Below are 16,827 nucleotides of genomic sequence, written 5' to 3' on the forward strand. Positions count from 1 at the left end.
GATGCGATAGCCCGTACCTATAAGGCTGCGCTGCCAGGGGCAGCAAACCATCAAACCCGCCTGGCTTCCAAAGGGTTCACGCCGCGTGGCGCGCCAGCTCCGTCGCATCGCTCACCGCGCGCACCCGCGCGATGCCCAGCGCCTCGACGAGGTAGCGCGCATTCGCGCCACCCACGCACACCGCCACGCCCGGCGGCAGCACCTCGTGCAGCAGCTGCAGATCCTGCAGCGCGCTGCGTGCCTGCGCGGGATCGACCGAGCTGATCGCGACCGCCGCCGCGCCCAGCCGCTCGGCCACGCGCGCCAACTCACGCGCCGGCAGCTCGGTGCCGAGATACAGCACGGGCGCGCCGGCCTCGTAGGCATGCAGCGCCGCGCCGATCAATCCCAGCTCGTGGCGCTCGCCGGGCAGCGTGGCGAACAGCACGCGCGGCCGCGACCCGCGGGCCTGCTGGTTGAGCACCGACAGCAGGCGCGCGCGCAGCAGGCTGCTCACCAGGCGCTCCTGCGCAATGGCCAGGCGCCCGTCGGCCCAGCGCACGCCCACCTCGCGCAGCAGCGGAGTGACCACGCGCGCCATCAGCACCGGCAGCGGCAGCGTGGTGATCGCCACCGCCAGGTCGCGGTCGAACACGTCCACCTGGTACTCGGCGATCGCATCCAGCATGCGTTCGGGCAGCGCTTCCACGCCGCCGTACGCGGTGTGGCGTCCTTCTTCCAGCAGCCGGTCGAGCGCGTCGTCGGCCAGCGCGGCCAGGTCGCGGATCGGATGGCCGCGATCGGTCAGGCGGTGCAGGCGCGCCAGGCGCTCCACCATCGCGCTGTCATAGAGCCGCCGGCCCTTGTCGTCGCGGTGCGGCACCACGGCCGCATGGCGGCGCTCCCAGGCACGCAGGGTTTCGGGGGTGAGCCCGCTGAGTTCGGCGGCGGCCTTGACGGGGAACATGCCATGCAATGTACAACACATGTACATGACTGTTTTGTACAAACGATTAACGGCCTGGCGCGGAGACTTGCGCCACCACCCCAACCCCGGAACCTCCGATGACCCGCATCAACGCCAACCCGCTCCGCAGCCTGACCATCGCCCTTGCCCTTGGCCTGGCCGCCCCGCTGGCCTTCGCCGGCTCCGCCGGCACCGCCACCGCCAAGCCCGCAAAGGCGCAGTCGGACATCGTCGACACCGCCGTGGCCGCCGGCCAGTTCAAGACCCTGGCCGCGGCCCTGACCGCGGCGGATCTCGTCGACACGCTCAAGGGCAAGGGCCCGTTCACCGTGTTCGCGCCCACCGATGCGGCCTTTGCCGCACTGCCGGCCGGCACCGTCGACGACCTGCTGAAGCCCGAGAACAAGGCCAAGCTGGTCGCCATCCTGACCTACCACGTGGTCCCGGGCCGCTACCCGGCCGCCCGCGTCACGGGCATGGACAGCGCGGCGACCGTCAACGGCGCGTCGGTCGACATCAGTGCCGCCAACGGCGGCGTGACGGTCGATGGCGCCAAGGTGGTGAAGGCCGACGTCAACGCCACCAACGGCGTCATCCACGTGATCGACAAGGTCCTGATCCCCGGTACCTGAGCCATCCCCTGCCCCCGTTAGACTGGAGACACCCATGAAAGTCCTCAACATCGTGACCCTCGCGCTGGTGATCATCGGCGGCATCAACTGGGGCCTGGTCGGTGCCGCCCAGTTCGACCTGGTGGCCACCATCTTCGGCGGCCAGGACGCCATGCTGGCGCGCCTGGTCTATGTGCTGGTCGGTCTGTCCGCGCTGTGGCAGATACTGCCGCTGATGCAGGCCAGCGTGGCCACCGACGACGGCCGGGCCGAGCTGCGCCGCTGATGTCGCGCCCCGCAGCGCTGGTCTGGTTCCGCAACGACCTGCGCCTGCGGGACAACCCGGCCCTGCAGGGCGCGCTCAACGCCGGCCTCGCACCGGTACCGGTCTACGTCCACGCGCCACAGGAAGAAGGCGCGTGGGCGCCCGGTGCCGCATCGGATGCCTGGCGGCACCACGCGCTTGCCGCGCTCGATGCCGACCTGCGCCAACGCGGCTCCCGCCTGCATGTGTTTCGCGGCGATTCCCTCCCCTCGCTGCGTGCCGCGGCCGCCTCCTCCGGGGCGTCCGCGGTGTTCTGGAACCGCCGCCACGAACCCGCGATCGACGCGCGCGACACCCACGTCCGCCGCGAACTGCGTCGCGACGGCCTGCGCGCCGATGCGTACAACGGCAGCCTGCTGTTCGAACCCTGGCAGGTCGAAACCCGCCTCGGCGATCCCTACCGCGTGTTCACCCCCTACTGGAAGGCCGCACTCGCGCAGTGGAATCCGCCGCGCCTCATGGACGCGCCCGACCGGCTCCCATCATTCGACGATGCCCTTCCCGGCGAAGTCACGCTCGACTCCCTCGGCCTGCAGCCATCGCTCCGCTGGGATTCCAGTTTCTGGAATACCTGGACCCCAGGCGAACACGGCGCCGATGCCGCCGTGCGCACGTTCGCCAGCGACGCCCTGCACGACTACCGCCAGGGCCGCGACCGCCCCGACCGTTCGCTCACCTCGCGAATGTCGCCACACCTGCACTTCGGCGAAATTGCCCCCTGGCGCATCGTCGACGCGCTTGCCAATGCCGGCCACGAAGACGAACGCGCCGCCTACGTGCGCGAGCTCGGCTGGCGCGAGTTCGCCCACCACGTGCTGCACCACTTCCCGCACACGCCGGACACCGACTTCAACCCGCGCTTCGCCGACTTCGCCTGGGCCGAACCCACGCCCGACCTGCTGCACGCCTGGCAGCGCGGCCAGACCGGCGTGCCGATCATCGATGCCGGCCTGCGCGAGCTCCGGGCCACCGGCTGGATGCACAACCGCGTGCGCATGATCGTCGCCAGCTTCCTCACCAAGAACCTGCGCATGCACTGGCGCCACGGCGCGCGCTGGTTCTGGGACACGCTGGTCGATGCCGACCTCGCCAACAACACGCTCGGCTGGCAGTGGGTCGCCGGCACCGGCGTGGACGCCGCCCCCTACTTCCGCGTATTCAATCCGGTGCTGCAGGCGCAGAAGTTCGACCCCAAGGGCGAGTACATCGCGCGTTGGGTGCCGGAGCTGCGCGGCTTGCCGGCGAAGGCGCGGCATGCGCCGTGGGAGATGGCGGGCATCCGCACCGGGCACTATCCGCGGCGTCCGATCGTGGACCTGGCAGACAGCCGGCGCGATGCGCTCGAGGCGTTCACGCAGCTGAAACAGGGCGCAAGCCGTGGCGTGGGATAAGCCAAGACTGGTCTCTCGCGAAGGCGCGAAGGCGCGAAGAAGAGCGATTTGATGGGGGCGGCGCCAGCAACTCCGCAATTGCCTTTCTTAGCGCCTTCGCGCCTTCGCGAGACCCTGCTTTTTGATCCGTCTCGCGAAGGCGCGAAGGCGCAAAGGAGAGCTGGTCAGAGGTTGTTTACGGTGCGGGTCGGGCTCCGCCAAGTTCACACCTTCCGCACCGGCCCCGGGTACGCGGCCACCAGCGGATCACTCGTCAACAAGGTGATGCCCTCCACCTGCGCCTGGGCCACCAGCAGCCGGTCGAACGGATCGCGGTGCAGGGGCGGCAACGCCGCCACGGCGACCACGTGGTCACCTGCAATGGGCAACTCCAGGTAGCCGTTTTCGATCAGGCCGCGGCGCAGCACGCTGGCGTCCACCTTAAAGTCCTCGCGCCCAAGTCCGGATTTGATCGCCACTTCCCACAGACTGGCGGCGCTGAACACCAGCTCATGCTCCGGCGATTCCATCAGTTTCCGTGCCTGCGCAGGGAGGCGATCCGGCGCACCTGCGGCCCACAGCAGCAGATGCGTATCCAGCAGGAACTTCATGCCATGCCACCGAACATGGCGTCGATTTCATCGGCGCCCATCCGGTCGAACTCTTCCGGCACCTGTATTTCGCCGACGAGAAAGCCGAGGCGACGGATTCGCGATGCGTCCGGCGCATCCAGGCGCACCAGCTTGACCAACGGCTTTCCCGCCTTGGCGATCACCATGGACTCCCCGGCCAGTGCCCGCTCGATCAGGCGGGACAGCTGGGTCTTGGCTTCATGGATATTGACGATGGCCATGCGCATCTCTGGTTAGCTAAGTTTGCTTAGTCTAGTCCGGTCGGGAAGTGGCGTCACGTGCAGAAACACTGCGAGCCTTTCCTTCCACCACGCGCGCAGATCTTCGATCTACCGCGCCCTGAGACTTTGACAGGGAGTATCGATAGGGACATTATTTGACCCACAACGCTTAATTTATAGATTTAGGGGTCATATATGGGCTCTTGCACAGACCGTCACGCTACGATTCAAGCCTCCCTCCTCGCCCTCGGCGAGCGTCTGGCCCAGCTGCGCCTCGCCCGCAACCTGACCCAGGCCGCGCTGGCCCGCGAGGCCGGCACCTCAGCCAGCAGCATCAAGCGCCTGGAAGCCGGCGCCAACGCCTCGCTCGACACCCTGCTGCGCGTGCTGCAGGTCCTGGGGCTGGATGGCCGCCTGCTCGACAGCCTGCCCGCCCCCGGTGTGCGCCCCGTGGAGCGCGCCAGGCTCGGCGGCCGCGAGCGCCGCCGCGCCAGCACGCCTGCGGAAACACCCAAGGCCACCGACTGGGCCTGGGGCGAGGACGACAGTCCGTGACCAACGCCACCGTCCGCCTCTGGGGCCGCGACATCGGCGCGGTGAGCTGGCTGGAAGACCGCGACCGCGCGGTGTTCCAGTACATGCCGGACTTCGCCGACAGCGGCATCCGCGTCGCCCCGATCATGATGCCGCCAGGCCGCGAACCCTTCGAATTCCCCGGCCTCCCGCGCGAGGCGTTCAAGGGCCTGCCGGGCATGCTCGCCGACGCCCTGCCCGACCGCTTCGGCAACGCGCTCATCGACGCGTGGCTCGCCGCGCAAGGCCGCGCGCCCGGCAGCTTCAACCCGGTCGAGCGCCTTTGCTACATCGGCAGCCGCGGCATGGGCGCGCTGGAATTCCATCCCAGCCTGTCGGGCCTGCCGCGGCAGTCACGCGCCGTCGAGATCGATGCCCTCACCCGGCTCGCCAACGACGTGCTCAACCAGCGTGGCCAACTCGCCGGCGCGCTCATGGGCGATGACGACCGCGGCGACCTCGAGGACATCCTGCGCGTGGGCACCTCCGCCGGTGGCGCGCGCGCCAAGGCCGTGCTGGCCTGGAACGAACAGACCGGCGAGTTCCGCTCCGGCCAGGTCAAGGCCGGCGAAGGCTTCAGCGCCTGGCTGATCAAGTTCGACGGCATCAGCGACAACCGCGACAAGGAGCTCGCCGACCCGCAAGGTTTCGGCCTGGTGGAATACGCCTTCCACCTGCTGGCGGTCGCCGCCGGCATCGACATGAGCGCCTGCCGCATCCACCGCGAAGGCGGCCGCGCGCATTTCATGACCCGCCGCTTCGACCGCACATCCAGCGGCGGCAAGCTGCACATGCAGTCGCTCGCCGCGCTGCGCCATTTCGATTTCAACGCCGCCGGCGCGCATTCCTACGAGCAGGCCGTGGAAACCATCCGCCTGCTCGGCCTGCCTGCGCTGGACATCGAACAGCAGTTCCGCCGCGCCGTGCTCAACGTGCTGATCCGCAACCAGGATGACCACGTCAAGAACATCGCCTTCCTGATGAACCGCAAGGGCGAGTGGCGCCTGTCGCCCGCGTTCGATGTCAGCTACGCGTACAACCCGCAGGGCAGCTGGACGCACCAGCACCAGATGAGCCTCAACGGCAAGCGCGACCATTTTGAGGCGGAGGACTTCGTGCGGTTCGGGGCGTTCTGCGGCATCAAGCCGGCGAAGGCGCGGGAGCTGGTGGCGGAGATCCGTACGCAGGTGGAAGGTTGGATGGGGTTTGCCGAGCGGGCGGGCGTGCCGGAGCGCAGGGCGGTGGAGATCGGGCGGGCCATGCGGGCGTAACGCGTGGCGTGGAGAGAAGCGAAAAACGGGTCTCTCGCGAAGGCGCGAAGGCGCGAAGAAAGGCGTCTCGGATGTTGTTCACGGCCCCCGCGCCCCACGCCCTGATCGCCACCCGCCACACCACACCACCGCCCAATCAACCCCCGCCATCGCTCCCTTCGCGCCTTAGCGCCTTCGCGAGACCCCCTGCTTTTCAAAAAAACCCGGTCTCTCGCGAAGGCGCTAAGGCGCGAAGAAGGGCGGTCAGAGGTTGTTTACGGTGCGGGTGATGCCTTGGCGCATGAGGGGCTCGGCGAAGTTGAGGAGGTAGCCGAGTTTGAGATTGGTCAGGCGGAGGTAGGTCAGGAGTTGCTTGCGGTGGGCGTTGTGGAGGTGTTCGACGCTTTTCAGCTCCAGCAGCACGCAGCCGTCCACGATCATGTCGGCGCGAAAGCCCTCCTCGAACCGCAGGCCGCGCCACTCGAACCCCACCGGCACCTGACTCTGCACCGCAAACCCCCGCCTCCCCAACTCCGCCCCCATCACCACCTCATACACCGACTCCAACAACCCCGGCCCCAGCTCCCGATGCACCGCCACCGCCACATCCACCACGGCCCGCCCCACCCGCTCCTCCACCCTCCCCATATCAAACCCCATATCCCGCTCCCTTCGCGCCTTCGCGCCTTCGCGAGACCCTGCTCTTCTCCACACCACCCACCAACCCGACCACCCCGCAAAAACCCGTCAGCAATCCCCCCAACCTCAAGTCAAGAAATTACCTCCGGGGAATCAATTGCCGAGAGCGGGTTCTCGCGAAGGCGCGAAGGCGCGAAGAAAAGCAGGTCAGGGGTTGGTCCATCGGGGGTGCCGGTACCGCCACGCCCGCCCCCACCCAAACCAAACCCAAAAAGCCCTCCTTCGCGCCTTCGCGCCTTCGCGAGAACAAAAAAAGCCGCCAGCATCCCTGCCGACGGCCCTTGATCACGCGTACCGCACTACCGGGTCAGAAGTCGAAGCGCACCTGCACCTGTGCCAGGTCGGTATCCACGTCGTCCAGCTCGAAGCGGCTGTACTCGCCGCGCAGCGCGACGTTGTCGGTGAACCGGTACTGCAGGCCCAGGCCATAGGTCGGGTCGGTGCCGTCGTCACTTGCGCGGCCCACGCCCGGCGCGCGGACCTCGGCATCCCAGCTGTGGAAGCCGGCCTTGGCGTAACCCGAGAACCTGTCGGTGAAGGGCAGCGTGCCCACTGCAACGAGGGACACGGTGTCGGATTCCACCTTGCCCACGCCGCCCCTGAGGTCAGCCTCGCCGAAATCCGTGTAGCCCAGTTCCACGCCGAAGTACGGGTTGACCTGGTAGCCGCCGAATACCTGGAACGCGGTGTCTTCGTCGTCGGCGAAGTACTCGTCGACCATGGACTGGCCGACACCGGCGCCGGCGTAGAAGCCGACGGGCTCCGCGGCCTGGGCGCCGAAGGACAGCGCGCCGAGTGCGGCGGCGAGGACGGTACCGGCAAGAAGGTTGGTCTTGTTCATGGGTGGAGCTCCTGTGTTCTGTGGGGTCACGCCCCGGAACATGGAGTCCAGATTCGTGGAACGAAGTCACGAAATTACCACGTATCGTTCCACCAGCAGGCTTTATTTTGGCGCGATGCGCTGCTCGAGTCTTCGCATCGGCTTTTTAGCCCTCGCCCTTGGGCGCCGTCGTCCGCAGGCTGCCAAGCATCGCCCGGAAGCTCGGCGGGATGCCTTCCAGCGCCTCGCGGTGCGGCAAGTGCTGCGTCACCCGGTAGCGACCGCCGTCGATGCGCGCCACCAGCATCGCCATGCTCACCCCGTCGCCCACCGCGCGCATGGAGAGCTCCACTTCCGCGCGCGCCTCCGGCGGGAAATACGCCTGCAAGCCCGCCTCCTCCGCCGGGCCGACGCTGGACAGGGCGAGCTGCATGTTCTCGCGCAGCGTGGCCAGGTCCATCGCATCGTCGATGCGCTCGATGCGCATGAAGAACCCGTCGTCCACGCGCGCATACGCCAGGTCGCAGCACGGCTCCTCGGGCGTCATCTCGAGCTGCGGCAGCACATAGATGGCGTAGCCCTGCGGGCTCTTGAACAGGCGCGCCTCGCGACCCTCGCGCTGGCCTTCCACGGTAACGTCGAGCTGACGCGTCGGCGCCAGCGAGTCGATCGGGGTGTAGACGACCTCGGATTCCACGCCGCCGTCTGGCCCTCCCGACGCGCTTCCCGGAAGCGCTTCGCGCGGCCCGACCGCCGGCGTCCCCACCTGATCCTCTGGTCCAGCAGCCGGCAACTGCCCAGCCGGAGCCTCCTCCCCGCCGCATGCAGCCAGCAGCGCCAACACCATTATTGCTGCCATCGATTTCCGAGGATCCATCACGCACCCGCATCGACGGAGACGCCACACCGTACCGCCCCCCGCATAGCAACCGCGTGTAAACCCGGCCCGCCCCCCCCCAAGTCGCTCCCCTTCGCGCCTTCGCGCCTTCGCGAGACCCCGCTCTACCCCCCCAACAACCCCCTGATCTCCCCCACCTTCTCAAGCAGCAACCCCTCATCCCCCCGCGTCTCGATGTTCAACCGGATCAACGGCTCCGTATTCGAACTGCGCAGATTGAAACGCCAATCCCCGAAATCCGCCGACAACCCATCCGTGTAATCCAGCTCCGGCTCCAACGCACTGAAATGCCCCAGCACCGCCGCAATCGACGCCCCCGCATCCGCCACCGTGAAGTTGATCTCGCCGCTGCACGGAAACTTCGCCATCCGGTCTTCCACCAGCTCGGCCAGCGACAGTCCGCTGGTCGACACCAGAGCCGCGATCAGGAGCCACGGGATCATCCCGGAGTCGGCGTACGCGAACTCGCGAAAGTAGTGGTGCGCGCTCATCTCGCCGCCGTAGATCGCGTCCTCGGCGCGCATCTTCTCCTTGATGAAGGCGTGGCCGCTCTTGCACAGCACGGGCGTGCCGCCGGCCTCGCGCACCATCTCCACCGTGTTCCACAGCAGCCGCGGGTCGTGCACCACCTTGCCGCCCGGGCTGCGCGCAAGCAGCGCCTTGGCCAGCAGCCCGACCAGGTAATAGCCCTCGATGAAGCGGCCGGTGTGGTCGAAGAAGAAGCAGCGATCGAAGTCGCCGTCCCAGGCAATGCCGAAGTCGGCGCCATGCGCTTTCACCGCGTCGGCGGTGGCGGCGCGCGCGTCGGGCAGCAGCGGGTTGGGGATGCCGTTCGGAAAGGTGCCATCCGGTTCGTGCTGCACGCGCACGAACTCGAACGGCAGGTGCGGTGCCAGCAGGTCGATGACCGTGCCGGCGCCGCCGTTGCCCGGGTTGCTGACGATCTTCAGCGGCTTGAGCGCAACGCCTGCCACGTAGGTCAGCAGGTGCGCGATGTACGCCGACTTGTCGGTCATCGCGCGGCTGCCGCCGGCGCCCTGCCCCGCGGTGAAGTCGTCGGACAGCGCACGGTCGCGGATGGTGAACAGGCCGGTATCGGCGCTGATCGGCCGCGCGTTCTCGCGCACCAGCTTCAGGCCGTTGTAGTCCATGGGGTTGTGGCTGGCGGTCACCATCACGCCACCGGCCGCACCCAGGTGATCGGTCTGGAAATAGACCTCCTCGGTGCCACAGAGGCCAATATCGACGACCTCGCGGCCGGCTTCGCGCAGGCCCTGCGCCAGCGACGCCTGCAGCGAAGGGCTGCTCAGGCGGATGTCGTGCCCGACAACGACCGCACCGGGGCCGAGCAACTCCGAGGTGGCAGCGCCGATGCGCATGGCCAGGGCTTCATCGAGTTCATCGGGGACCCGCCCGCGGATGTCATAGGCCTTGAATGCTTTCGATGACACGGGCGTGCTCCTGCGGTGCGGGGACCCGGATCATACCGGTAGCTGCTGTCGCATCAGCGACCGCTTCGACGGCCCCAGGCGGCCATCAGCGAGCAACCGATCCACGCGAGCAGAACCCCGGCCAACCCGCCAAGAACATTCAACGCCGCATCCTCAAGCTTCGGCTGCCGCCCATCCGTCAGCCATTGCGACAACTCCGCGGCCACGCCAAAGGCCGCGACCAAGACAACTCCCCACCAGTTGCGCACGTCCTTGCGCGCCAGCCAGACCAGCAGGCCCAGCCAGACGAAGGCGAAGAGGTGAATCCATTCCGGCGGGTCCTGCGGCGTGCCGCGTGTCAGGCCGCACAGGCGATGCACGCGGTCCATGCCGAACCAGTCGCCCAGCACCGCGGTGGGGAGGAACAACATCGCCGACACTGCCAGGGCGGAAGCTACCAGCAGCACCGCCACCACCGGAGGGCTACCACGGGCCAGCAGCAGCTCCACGCCAAGCGTCAGGACGGTCGCGCTGCATATCCGGGCCTATGGACCCTTGCGGAGGCGTCGGAGGGCAATGCCCAGGAGGATGCCGGCCATGCCCCCTGCCAGATTCAACAGCACATCGTCCAGGCGGGGGGCGCGGCCGGGAGCGAGGTCCTGAGCCAGTTCGGCACCAACGGAGAGGACCGCCACTAAGGTCCAGGCTTTCCATCCCCGCAGGTCGGCGCGGACCAGCCACAGCAGGAAGCCAAGCCACATGAAGATCAGGAAGTGGACCCATTCCGAGACGCCCCAAGGAGTGTGAGCGGCGAGTTGGCGGAGGAAAATGAGGCCATCCGCGCCAACAGCGCCAGAGATCTGCGGGCCGGGCAGGAATAGAAGGGCGGAGATCAACAGCGCGGAGCCGAAAATAAGCACGCGCGCAAAGATGCTTCCGCGGCGAGCAAGAAACCAGCCCACGGCCAGCACCAGTACAGCCAGCGCCAAGTCGGAAACAACATTCATCATGGCGCTGCCGAGGTATCGATCCGAGGTACGTGCAGCCGGGCGACCTCCCGGTAGCATTCGACCGGCGTCATTGCACCCCTCTGTCGGAGGCCCCGACCGCTCCGCCCGCTTCAAGCAGTTCCACCGGCGGCTCGGGTAACCGGAACACCCGCCAGGCAACCCCGGATCCCGATACCAGCACCACCCACGCTGTCACGGCAATGCAGCACAGGTAGGTCCACAACCCCTGGTTGGCGACGTACCACTCTTCCAGCGCTCCCTTGTAAGGCATGATCACGTCGTCGTAGAAGCGCTCGGGTTCGGCACTGGCGTGCATCAGGTCCTCCTCATTGCGGAAGACGATCGAGCCGATGCCAGACAGACCCGGGCGCACCTTCACGATCTCCGCCTGCGAGCGCGGCGGGAAGGCGTCGAAGCAGCGCTGCGTCTGAGGCCGCGGGCCGATGATGCTCATGTCGCCCTTGAAGATGTTGAGCAGCTGCGGCAACTCGTTGAGCTTGGTCTTGCGCAGAAAACGGCCCATCGGCAGCACACGCGGATCGTGCTTTACGGTCACGGTGCCAGTGCCCAGGTTGGGGCTGTCCTTCAACATGGTCGCAAACTTGTACAGACCAAAGAAACGACCGCCTCGCCCGATCCGCTGCTGCACGTAGAAGATCTCGCCCTCGCCGCTCAGGCGCAGTGCGATGGCGATGGGCACCAGCAGGGGCGAGAGCACCAGCAGGGCCAGGCCGGAAAACACAATGTCGAGCAATCGCTGCATGTCACATCCTGTTGTCGAGATACTTGCCCGTTTCCTTGTGGGCAAAGTCCGGAATCATGTGGTTGAAGAGATCGACGATCTCGGGCTTGTCCCAGGTCGCGCCGCTGCGGATAGCGTCGATGGTCGCGAGGAAGTGTTCCAGCCGCGCGTCGTCAAACGATGGCTCATTGAGGATCACGCCGATGTTCGCGAACCGGTCCATGTCCAGCGTCTCGGCATCGGTGAAGAACTCCTCGAAGTCCTTCTCACCTGTCGTGTCGCTCGCAAAGAAGTAGACCGGCCACTTCTTGGCGGCGATCAGTTCATCCGCCCACTCACGCGCCTCGTCTTCGCTGTCGCACTCATGCGGCTCGAAACCGAGTGACTGCAGGTAGCGCACGGCAATGTCCGAGAAGCGGGTCAGGTCCAGCTCCTCGCTCAGCTTCGGGAAAAAAATGTCTCGATTGCCGCCCAGCAGGCATGAGCTCAGGCACAGCTCGCCCGACTCCTGCGGCGTCACGAAGTAGCGACGTACGTCGTTTGGCGCCGAAATCGGCTGCCGCTTCGCAACCCGCTGGTTGAACCCGTGCAGAAGCGAGCCGTCGGAGAACGCGACGTTCGCGAAGCGCGCTGTGGAAATCGGCTGCTCCAGGCTGGCGCGCATCAGGAACATCTCCATGATCCGCTTGCTGGCACCCATCATGTTCACCGGGTTGGCAGCCTTGTCGGTGGACACGCAGAAGTACTTGCGTGCCCCGCCCGCCCGCGCCTGGGCGATGGTGCTGATGGTGTTGAGCACGTTCACCTCGACCAGCCGCATCAGGGTAAACGGGTCCTTCTCGCTGCGCACGTGCTTGAGTGCGGAGAGGTTGAGCACGTAGTCGTAGCCCCGACCGGCCGCCATCAGCGCGGCGAACTCACGGCTACCGCAGTCGATGGCGAAGGTGCGGAAGTCGCCCTCGATGTAGCCCAGCGTGCTGCGGATGTCCCGCACCAGCTCGACCATGTTGTTTTCGCTGATGTCGACCACGTGCAGCACACGCGGCTTGCGCTTGAAGATTTCGCGCGTCACCGCCTGGCCGATGGAGCCGGCGCCGCCGATTACCAAAAAGCGGCTGGACTGCACAAGGCCAGAGAGTTCGGCTTCGTGGCGCTGGATGTCGGTGTCGAAGAGCGGCGCGGTGCGGCCGATCAATTCAAGAATGTTCAAGCACGCAACCTCGGGAATTCACTCTCGGGAACGCTGGAGGGCAAGTTCACGACCCGCGCCTCCAGCCAACGGGAAGTCTCCAGCCCGTCATGCTGGCATTGCTGGAACATGGGCAAGCGCGACATCAGGCGCCAGACCGGGCGGGTCATCACTTCGCGGCTGTTGGTGTACTGCAGGAAGGCGTCGCGCTCCTCCTCTGAGCCGAGCACGATAGCGTTCAACCACCAGTTGGCCGTCGCCCCCGGCAGTGGCTCCACGAAGCTGACACCGGTGCCGGCGAAGAAATCGCGGTAGCGCTGCGCCACCCCGGCCTTGATCTCGAGCATCTGCGGCAGCAGCTCCATCTGCGCGCAGCCCAGCGCCGCGTTGAGATTTGGCAACCGGTAGTTGTAGCCGATCTCGTCGTGCACGAACTCGAAGGGGTGCGGTACCTTGGCTGTGGTGGTCAGATGCTTCGCGCGCTTGGCGAGATCCGCGTCGTCTGTAATGATCATCCCGCCGCCGCCGGTAGTGATCACCTTGTTGCCGTTGAAGCTGAGCGTGGCCAGTCTGCCGAAGGTGCCGGTGTGGCGATCGCCCACCCAGCTGCCCAGCGACTCGGCGGCATCCTCCACCAAGGCGATGCCCCACTCGTCGCAGATGACAGCCACCTCGGCGATCCGCAGGGGAATTCCGAAGGTGTGCATCGGCACGCAGGCGGCAATGCGACGGCCCGAAGTTATGTTCCAGCAGCCGCCGTCACGGCGCTCGGCGTGCGCTTCGAGGAAGGCCCGGAGGGCAACCGGGCTAAGGCCCAAAGTGTCCCTGTCTACATCCACGAACACCGGAATAGCGCCTGCATAGCTGAGGGCATTGCAGGTCGCGACAAAGGTAAGCGCCTGGCTGATGACCTCATCGTCCCGGCCCACGCCGGCAAGTTGCAGTGCCACGTGCAACGCGGCGGTGCCGTTGACGGTCGCAACCGCATAGCCGGCGCCGGTGAACTCCGCGATCCGCTGCTCGAACTCGACAACTTTAGCGCCTACCGAAGAGACGAAGTTGGAGTCGATGCAGTCGACCAGATACTGCTTCTCGTTGCCCTCAAACACCGGGCGGTGCAGGGGTACCTTCCGTTCGGGCGCATAGAGCCCGGCCACCATGTCGACGAGTTCCCTCGCGATGCTTTCCCCATCACCTTTCATGGCGCCAACCCCTAAAGCCTTGCCGTGCCGCGATTGTCGAGGAACCACTGGTACGCACCGCGGATCCCCACTTCCAGACCGATCGAGGCGCGCCATCCGAGCGCCTCGAGCCGCGATACGTCCAGCAGCTTTCGCGGGGTGCCATCCGGCTTGTCCGGGTCGGTAAGAATCTCGCCCCGGTAGCCAACCACGTCTGCGACCAGCTGTGCGAGCTCGAGGATGGAGATGTCCTTGCCCACGCCCACGTTGACGAACTGCTCACTCGAATAGCCGCGCATCAGGAATACACAGGCGTTCGCCAGGTCGTCCACGTGCAGGAACTCACGCCGCGGCGTGCCGGAGCCCCAGATCACCACGTTGGCGCGTCCCTCCTCCTTGGCCTCGTGGAAGCGCCGGATCAGCGCCGGCAGCACATGTGAGTTCTCCGGGTGGAAGTTGTCGCCCGGTCCATACAAGTTGGTCGGCATGAGGCTGATCGCATCGAACCCGTGCTGGCGGCGATACGCCTGGCACAGCTTGATCCCAGCAATCTTCGCAATCGCATACCACTCGTTGGTGGGCTCGAGCGGGCCGGTGAGCAGTTGGTCCTCGTTCATCGGCTGCGGCGCGTGCTTTGGATAGATGCACGACGAGCCGAGGAAGCAGAGCTTCTTCGCGCCGATCTTCCAGGCCGAATGGATAACATTGGTCTCGATCACCAGGTTGTCGTGGAGAAAATCGGCCGGGTAGGTGTCGTTGGCGTGGATGCCCCCCACCTTGGCAGCCGCCAGGAACACGTACTCCGGGCGATTGACCTCGAACCAGGTAGCGACCGCGGGCTGATCCATGAGATCGAGCTCGGAGCGCGCGGGTGCCACAACATTGCCAAAGCCCTCCGCCGCAAGCGCCCTGCGGATCGCACTGCCAACCATTCCGCGGCCGCCGGCCACGAAAATGCTGCTGTTGGTGTCCATGGTCATTCCCGGAACCGGTAGGCGCGGTAGCCGTTCTTCTCGATTAGCGCGTCGCGCTGCGCCCACTCCAGGTCCTTCTCCACCATTTCCGAGACCAGCTCATCGAAGCTGGTACGCGGCTCCCAGCCCAGCTTCTCCTTCGCCTTGCTCGCATCACCCCACAGCGTTTCTACTTCCGCAGGGCGGAAGTAGCGCTTGTCCACCGCCACGATCCGGCTACCCGGCGGGGTCTTGCACTCATCGGGTGCCGCGGCCAGAACCCCATGCTCGTCGGCGCCTTCGCCGCGCCACTCGATCTCCAGCCCAAGGCGGCTCGCGGCCGCTACCACGAAGTCACGCACCGAATGCTGCTTGCCGGTAGCGATGACGAAGTCCTCTGCCTCCTCCTGCTGAAGCATCAGCCACTGCGCCTCCACGTAGTCGCGCGCGTGGCCCCAGTCGCGCAGGGCATTGAGGTTGCCCAGGTACAGGCAGGCATCCAGGCCCAGGAAGATCCGCGCCAGCGCCCGCGTGATCTTCCGGGTCACGAAGGTCTCACCGCGCAGCGGCGACTCATGGTTGAACAGGATCCCGCTGCACGCGTACAGGCCATAGGATTCGCGGTAGTTGACCGTGATCCAGTGGGCGTAAAGTTTGGCGACCCCATAGGGTGAGCGCGGATAGAACGGCGTGGTCTCGCGCTGCGGCACCTCCTGCACCTTGCCGAACATTTCCGAGGTGGACGCCTGGTAGAACTTCACCCGGTCTTCCATCTTCAGGATGCGGATCGCCTCGAGCAGGCGCAGCGTGCCCATGGCATCGCTGTTGGCCGTGTACTCCGGGCTCTCAAAGGACACCGCCACGTGGCTCTGGGCACCCAGGTTGTAGATTTCGTCCGGCTGCACCTCCTGCACCACCCGGATCAGGTTGGTGGAGTCGGTCAGGTCCCCGTAGTGCAGCACCAGGCGCTGGTCCGGCTCATGCGGGTCCTGGTAGACATGGTCGATGCGCTGGGTGTTGAACTGGGAGGCGCGGCGCTTGATGCCGTGCACCTCATACCCTTTCCCCAGCAGGAACTCGGTCAGGTAGGCGCCATCCTGGCCGGTGATGCCGGTCAGCAATGCTTTCTTGGTCATGTGGTTGTTGCTTCCGTTCTTGAAGTGTCAATGGTAGGTGCGGAGGGGCCTCAGGCCCAGCCGCGAATTCGGTAGTAGGCCAATCCGATGTGTTCATGGATGGCCCATGTACTTCGCGACAGCGCGCTGGCGCTCGGCAGCAGCCTTCGCACCCGGAAGCCGGACTCGCCTGAAACGGAAAAGCCGGTAGCCACAGGCACAAGGGTCACGTCAAGTCCGGAAAGGGTCGCCATCGATCGCCGCATATGCGCAGCCGAGGTGACCACAAGCAGCGAGCCGATCCCATGCTCGGCCAGCAGCGGACCAAGCTCTTCCGCATGGCCCCGTGTGGTCAGCGCCCGCGCCTCAAGGATCATGGCCTCCCGCGGCACGCCCATGTCGGCCAGGAACATCGCGCCTGCCCCGGCCTCCGTGAGCCCGCCGGTGCGATGCGGCTGACGACCTCCGCTAAGGATCACCCGCGGCGCCCGCCCTGCACGGTAGATCCTGGCTGCGTGCCAGTAGCGGTCCACCGCCCCGCCGGCAGAGGGGTACAGGAAGCGACCATTGCCGGTGCCGAACGCGCCGCCAAGCACAAGCACCGCATCCGCCTCGGGCAACGCTTCCACCCGCACGTCAGGCCAGCCGCGTTCGAGCGCCGCCACCATGTGGTCGGCCACCACCGGCATCGAGAATACCCACATGACCAGGATCGACGACCCGAGCACGATCGAGCCGGACCGCTGCAGCCCGATACGGCACAGCACCAGCGCCGCCGCAGAGAGCAGCAAGCCCAGCCCCAGCGGATAGGCAAGCAGCGAAAGGGATTTCATGAGTTCGTACATCGAGTCACCGGCAGCAG

Annotated in this window: 20 protein-coding genes; 5 read left to right on the forward strand and 15 right to left on the reverse strand. The window is 66.5% G+C overall.

Features of this window, described 5'->3' with window-relative positions:
* Positions 1 to 76: 76 nt before the first annotated feature.
* Complete coding sequence (locus tag H5368_RS04090) at positions 77 to 946, reverse strand: MerR family transcriptional regulator (RefSeq protein WP_182821616.1); 870 nt, start codon at positions 944 to 946, stop codon at positions 77 to 79.
* 98 nt (positions 947 to 1,044) lie between these two features.
* Here H5368_RS04090 and H5368_RS04095 point away from each other — a divergent pair, with 98 nt between their 5' ends.
* The 3 genes from H5368_RS04095 to H5368_RS04105 are packed head-to-tail and all read left to right on the forward strand — an operon-like array spanning position 1,045 to position 3,273.
* Positions 1,045 to 1,578 (forward strand): fasciclin domain-containing protein, encoded by a 534-nt coding sequence (locus H5368_RS04095; protein WP_182821618.1) that lies wholly within the window; start codon positions 1,045 to 1,047, stop codon positions 1,576 to 1,578.
* 34 nt (positions 1,579 to 1,612) lie between these two features.
* Positions 1,613 to 1,843, forward strand: a complete 231-nt coding sequence (locus H5368_RS04100; protein WP_182821620.1) for a DUF378 domain-containing protein — start codon at positions 1,613 to 1,615, stop codon at positions 1,841 to 1,843.
* Positions 1,843 to 3,273, forward strand: coding sequence for a deoxyribodipyrimidine photo-lyase (locus H5368_RS04105; protein ID WP_182821622.1), 1,431 nt, complete (start codon positions 1,843 to 1,845; stop codon positions 3,271 to 3,273). The genes H5368_RS04100 and H5368_RS04105 overlap by 1 nt, the downstream gene beginning before the upstream one ends.
* A 203-nt stretch (positions 3,274 to 3,476) precedes the next feature.
* Here H5368_RS04105 and H5368_RS04110 read toward each other — a convergent pair whose 3' ends face one another.
* Both H5368_RS04110 and H5368_RS04115 read right to left on the reverse strand, forming a co-directional pair.
* On the reverse strand, positions 3,477 to 3,863 hold the full coding sequence (locus H5368_RS04110) for a type II toxin-antitoxin system VapC family toxin (protein WP_182821624.1): 387 nt from the start codon (positions 3,861 to 3,863) through the stop codon (positions 3,477 to 3,479).
* Entirely contained in the window at positions 3,860 to 4,105 is a 246-nt protein-coding gene (locus H5368_RS04115) for a type II toxin-antitoxin system prevent-host-death family antitoxin (protein ID WP_182821627.1), read from the reverse strand. Before H5368_RS04115 ends, H5368_RS04110 begins: the two co-directional genes overlap by 4 nt.
* Positions 4,106 to 4,300: 195 nt before the next feature.
* Between H5368_RS04115 and H5368_RS04120 the strand changes: the two genes are divergently transcribed.
* Both H5368_RS04120 and H5368_RS04125 read left to right on the forward strand, forming a co-directional pair.
* On the forward strand, positions 4,301 to 4,660 hold the full coding sequence (locus tag H5368_RS04120; protein WP_182821629.1) for a helix-turn-helix transcriptional regulator: 360 nt from the start codon (positions 4,301 to 4,303) through the stop codon (positions 4,658 to 4,660).
* The gene (locus H5368_RS04125; RefSeq protein WP_182821631.1) at positions 4,657 to 5,949 is read left to right on the forward strand and encodes a type II toxin-antitoxin system HipA family toxin; all 1,293 of its coding nucleotides are present in this window, start codon (positions 4,657 to 4,659) and stop codon (positions 5,947 to 5,949) included. Before H5368_RS04120 ends, H5368_RS04125 begins: the two co-directional genes overlap by 4 nt.
* Before the next feature lie 243 nt (positions 5,950 to 6,192).
* On the opposite strand, the gene H5368_RS04130 is transcribed toward H5368_RS04125, so the two are convergent.
* The 12 genes from H5368_RS04130 to H5368_RS04185 form a co-directional block, all read right to left on the reverse strand.
* On the reverse strand, positions 6,193 to 6,588 hold the full coding sequence (locus H5368_RS04130; protein WP_220486491.1) for a GxxExxY protein: 396 nt from the start codon (positions 6,586 to 6,588) through the stop codon (positions 6,193 to 6,195).
* Between the two features lie 346 nt (positions 6,589 to 6,934).
* Positions 6,935 to 7,468 carry an outer membrane beta-barrel protein gene (locus tag H5368_RS04135; protein WP_182821633.1) on the reverse strand — a complete coding sequence of 178 codons (534 nt, stop codon included), beginning with the start codon at positions 7,466 to 7,468 and terminating at the stop codon, positions 6,935 to 6,937.
* 145 nt (positions 7,469 to 7,613) lie between these two features.
* On the reverse strand, positions 7,614 to 8,144 hold the full coding sequence (locus tag H5368_RS04140) for a hypothetical protein (RefSeq protein WP_182821635.1): 531 nt from the start codon (positions 8,142 to 8,144) through the stop codon (positions 7,614 to 7,616).
* Between the two features lie 305 nt (positions 8,145 to 8,449).
* A complete protein-coding gene (locus H5368_RS04145; protein WP_182821637.1) occupies positions 8,450 to 9,796 on the reverse strand; it encodes a phosphomannomutase in 1,347 nt (448 codons plus the stop codon).
* Positions 9,797 to 9,849: 53 nt separating this feature from the next.
* Positions 9,850 to 10,284, reverse strand: coding sequence for a VanZ family protein (locus H5368_RS04150; RefSeq protein WP_182821639.1), 435 nt, complete (start codon positions 10,282 to 10,284; stop codon positions 9,850 to 9,852).
* Positions 10,285 to 10,320: 36 nt separating this feature from the next.
* On the reverse strand, positions 10,321 to 10,782 hold the full coding sequence (locus H5368_RS04155) for a VanZ family protein (RefSeq protein WP_182821641.1): 462 nt from the start codon (positions 10,780 to 10,782) through the stop codon (positions 10,321 to 10,323).
* Between the two features lie 70 nt (positions 10,783 to 10,852).
* Positions 10,853 to 11,548, reverse strand: a complete 696-nt coding sequence (locus tag H5368_RS04160; protein WP_182821644.1) for a sugar transferase — start codon at positions 11,546 to 11,548, stop codon at positions 10,853 to 10,855.
* 1 nt (position 11,549) lies between these two features.
* Positions 11,550 to 12,737, reverse strand: a complete 1,188-nt coding sequence (locus H5368_RS04165) for a UDP-N-acetylglucosamine 4,6-dehydratase (protein WP_182821646.1) — start codon at positions 12,735 to 12,737, stop codon at positions 11,550 to 11,552.
* Positions 12,734 to 13,918: a LegC family aminotransferase gene (locus H5368_RS04170; RefSeq protein WP_182821648.1), complete on the reverse strand. Its 1,185-nt coding sequence runs from the start codon at positions 13,916 to 13,918 to the stop codon at positions 12,734 to 12,736. Before H5368_RS04170 ends, H5368_RS04165 begins: the two co-directional genes overlap by 4 nt.
* An 11-nt stretch (positions 13,919 to 13,929) precedes the next feature.
* Positions 13,930 to 14,871 carry a GDP-L-fucose synthase gene (locus H5368_RS04175; protein ID WP_182821650.1) on the reverse strand — a complete coding sequence of 314 codons (942 nt, stop codon included), beginning with the start codon at positions 14,869 to 14,871 and terminating at the stop codon, positions 13,930 to 13,932.
* A 2-nt stretch (positions 14,872 to 14,873) separates the two neighbouring features.
* Positions 14,874 to 15,986, reverse strand: coding sequence for a GDP-mannose 4,6-dehydratase (gmd, locus tag H5368_RS04180; protein ID WP_182821652.1), 1,113 nt, complete (start codon positions 15,984 to 15,986; stop codon positions 14,874 to 14,876).
* A gap of 50 nt (positions 15,987 to 16,036) precedes the next feature.
* Positions 16,037 to 16,810 (reverse strand): YdcF family protein, encoded by a 774-nt coding sequence (locus H5368_RS04185; protein WP_182821654.1) that lies wholly within the window; start codon positions 16,808 to 16,810, stop codon positions 16,037 to 16,039.
* Between the last annotated feature and the right edge of the window lie 17 nt (positions 16,811 to 16,827).

The sequence above is a fragment of the Luteimonas sp. MC1782 genome, assembly GCF_014164605.1.
In the GTDB taxonomy this organism is placed as follows: domain Bacteria; phylum Pseudomonadota; class Gammaproteobacteria; order Xanthomonadales; family Xanthomonadaceae; genus Luteimonas.